The following is a 3,498-nucleotide window of genomic DNA, read 5'->3' as shown; positions in this document are numbered from 1 at the left end:
TCCCCGGGTGACGCTCGGCAAGCAGTGCGACCACCTGGTCCATGTATTCGAAGCTGCTGAAAAACGCCAGGTAGTTGCCCGGCACCGCCTGGTACTGGGCGGCGATCAGTTCGACGATCGGGGCCAGCGAGGCCTGCCGCTGGTGGTAACGGGTCGACACCTGGCTGATGACGCGCACCTTGAGCTGTTCGGCGCGAAACGGCGCGGCCACCTCGAGCCAGGCCGTATCGTCTGGCATGCCCAGCAGGTCGGCGTAGAAACGCCGGGGGCTCAGGGTCGCGGAAAACAGCGTGACACTGCGCGCGGCGGCCATGCGCGGTCCCAGCAACCGCGCCGGCACCACATTGCGCAGGCACAGACTGGCCAGGCGCCGCTGGCGCGGCCCGTTGCGGGGGCTGATGTCGAAGATGAAATGCTCGTCGAACAGTTCGCTGATGCGATTGAATTGCAACGCCTGGAAATAGAACTGCAGAAGCTGCGGCTCCACCTCGGTGGGCGCTTCGTTGAGGCGTTCCTGGATCACGCCGATGCACTGCTGCAACGCCTTGATGAACGCATCTGGCAGCTGCTCGCTGGCCTGGTACGGGGCGATCTGATCCTTGTACAGCGCGTTCCACTGGCGGTTGAGGCGGTCAAGCGCGCTGCCCAGGCCCACTGGCTTGCTCTGGCGCAAGGCCAGCAACTGGCCCTGGTCCAGCGTGGCGCTGTACATCTGCCGGCCACGTTCGACCAGGTTATGGGCCTCGTCGGCCAGCACCGCGACGCGCCACTGGTTGGCCTGGGCAAGGCCGAACAGCAAGGCGGAGGCGTCGAAATAGTAGTTGTAGTCGGCCACCAGCACGTCCACCCAACGCGCCATCTCCTGGCCGAGGTAATACGGGCAGACCTGATGCGCCAGGGCCACCTCGCGCAGGCTGCCCTGGTCGAGCATGGGCTGGCGGATGGCCGCTTCGCGCGCCGCCGGCAGGCGATCATAAAAGCCCTTGGCCAGCGGGCAGGCCTCGCCGTGGCAGGCGGTGCCGGGGTATTCACAGACCTTGTCGCGGGCCACCAGCTCAAGGCTGCGCAGGGCGAGGCCCGGGCTGCTGTCCATGAGCTGGTGCAGCGCATGCAGGGCCAAGGCACGCCCCGGGGTCTTGGCGGTCAGGAAAAACACCTTGTCCAGCTGCTGCGGGACCATCGCCTTGAGCAGCGGGAACAGGGTGCCCAGGGTCTTGCCGATGCCGGTGCTCGCCTGGGCCATCAGGCAGCGGCCGGTGCTCACCGCCTTGTACAGGGTCTCGGCGAGTTGCCGCTGGCCCTGACGGAAGTCCTTGTACGGGAACCCCAGCGCCTTCAGCCCCAGGTCGCGATTGGCCAGGCGGCCCTCCTGGGCCTGGGCCCAGGCCAGGAACACCTGGCACTGCTGCTCGAAGAAGCGTTGCAGGGTCGCGGCGTCCTGGCGCTCGGTGATCAGCGTCTGGCGGTCGCTGTCGACGTCCAGGTAGACCAGCGCGACGTCGATCTCGTCCAGTTGCCGCTGCTGGCACAGCAACCAGGCATACACCCGCGCCTGCGCCCAGTGCAAGGCGCGATGGTTGGCAGGCTGGCGCGCCAGGTCACCCCGATGGGTCTTGATTTCCTCGAGACGGTTGCGCGCGGGGTCGTAGCCGTCGGCGCGCCCGCGCACGCGCAAGCCGGCGTAGTGCCCCTCGAGAGCGACTTCGGATTCATAGCCGGCATCCCGCCGGGCCACCACCCGACGATGACCGCTGATGCCTTCCTGCGCGGTGGGCGACGGGGTGAAGCGCAGGTCCAGGTCACCGGCCTTGGCGGTGAATTCGCACAGTGCGCGCACGGCCACGGTGTAGCTCATGCCGCCTGCCCGACCCAGCGCACGTGCCAGACCTCCACGGGCAATCCATGGGCGTGGCAGAAGTCGAGCCAGCGCAGCTGGTTGTCCTGCAACCGGTCGCCCGGGCCCTTCACCTCGACCATGCGGTAGCGCCCTTCCTGCGGCCAGAACTGGATCAGGTCGGGCATGCCGGTGCGGTTGTTCTTCACATCCTGCAGCAGGCGCAGAAAGCATTGCTTGAGGTGGGCCGGCGGCAGGCAGGCCAGGGCCTGGTCGAGCAGGGTTTGGTTGAGCATGCCCCAGAACACGAAAGGCGACTGCAGGCCCTGCTTGGCCGCGAAGCACTGACGGATGCGCTGCTGGTAGCCGTCGTCATCGAGCAGGCCCAGGCACGCCTGGAACAGCTCGCCCCGGCGGGACATGAAGTCGGCGTCGTGCAGGTCTTGCGGGGCGGCCTGGAACGGGTTGAAAAACGCGCCCGGCACAGGCGCGAACACCGCCTCCCAGCAAAGCAACCCGAACAGGCTGTTGAACAGGGTGTTTTCCACGTAGTGCACCTGCCCACCCTCCTGCGCCAGGTGCAGCCTTACAGCCTCCTCCACCCCCAGCAACGACTGCTCCAGCGGCAGTTCGAGTTCGACCAGGCGCACCGTCGAGGCCCGCTTGCGCGGCTGCGGCGGCCCGCCCAGCTTGCGCCGCAGACGCGGCAGCATGCGCTCTAGCGCCTGCACCTCAAGCGGGTTGGCGGGCGCCGTTGCCAGCTCGCTGGCCAGTGCAAGCGCAGGCGCCCACTGTTCACTGCGCTCGAGCACGCGCACCTGGCGGATACGCGCCTGGGGGTGCCGGCAGTCGGCATAGACCGTCAGGGCCAGGTCCCAGTCACCCAGGCGCTCGCACTGCTGGCCCAGCTGGAACAGCAGGCGCGAACGACGCCGCACCAGCCACGGGTTATCGCTGTGCAACCCTTCGAGCGCCGCCAGCACGCCAGCCGGCGACTCCCCCTGCTCCAGGCGCTCGGCGCAGTCGTGCAAGGCCATTGCCAGCTCCACCTCGGCGCGTTGGCGCAGGGCCCGGGAATCGACGCTGAAGGCCACCTGCTCGTAACGCAGCAGGCCAAGGTCAGCGAGGACGAATTCGGACCAGTCCTGGTACAGATTGCCGAAGAACAGCAGGCGAAGGCGGTCGCACAGCGCCTGCAGGCGCCATTCGACGATAAGCTCGGGACAGCCGGGAAACCACTCGGCCAGCGGTCTGGCGGACAAGCCTAGCGATTGCAGCTGAGCCAGCAGCAGCGACTTGGCCGCGCGCGGCTGGGTGAGCTGCAGGGCGAAGCATTCGGCGAGCTCTTCCTTGCGCAGCAAGCCGAACAGCTGCTCGAGGGTGAGCGTGGCGTCGGTGCTGACCCACTGGTGTTGCAACAGGGGCTGCAAGGCCTGGCGTGTACAGCCGATCTCGGCGTACTCCAGCTTGCTGGCCCGAAACAGCTGCCCCTTGCGCATGACCATGCGCACCAGCAACCCGCGCGAGGCCTGGGGCAACAGGCCGAACGCACGGATGAAGGCCTGCTCCTCGGCCTCCAGCAGGTCGGCATAGCGCAGTTCCACCCACTCGAGTACCTGCTGGAAATTGTGCAGGTAGTAGAACGGGTCTTCGACGGAATGGGC

General features: G+C 67.4%; 2 protein-coding genes. Both read right to left on the bottom strand.

The genetic code is table 11. The features are described 5' to 3' along the window. Positions 1-1,855, bottom strand: a 1,855-nt coding sequence (locus tag VJS90_RS20985; RefSeq protein ID WP_324123549.1) for an ATP-dependent DNA helicase, incomplete at its 3' end; no start/stop codon positions are given. Further along, positions 1,852-3,498, bottom strand: a 1,647-nt coding sequence (locus VJS90_RS20980; RefSeq protein WP_324123548.1) for a VRR-NUC domain-containing protein, incomplete at its 5' end; no start/stop codon positions are given. The genes VJS90_RS20980 and VJS90_RS20985, both read right to left, overlap by 4 nt.

Source organism: Pseudomonas sp. (assembly GCF_035277045.1).
Taxonomy (GTDB): Bacteria; Pseudomonadota; Gammaproteobacteria; order Pseudomonadales; family Pseudomonadaceae; genus Aquipseudomonas.
Note: the sequence above shows the minus strand (reverse complement) of the source record. Positions and strands in the feature narration are given on the sequence as shown.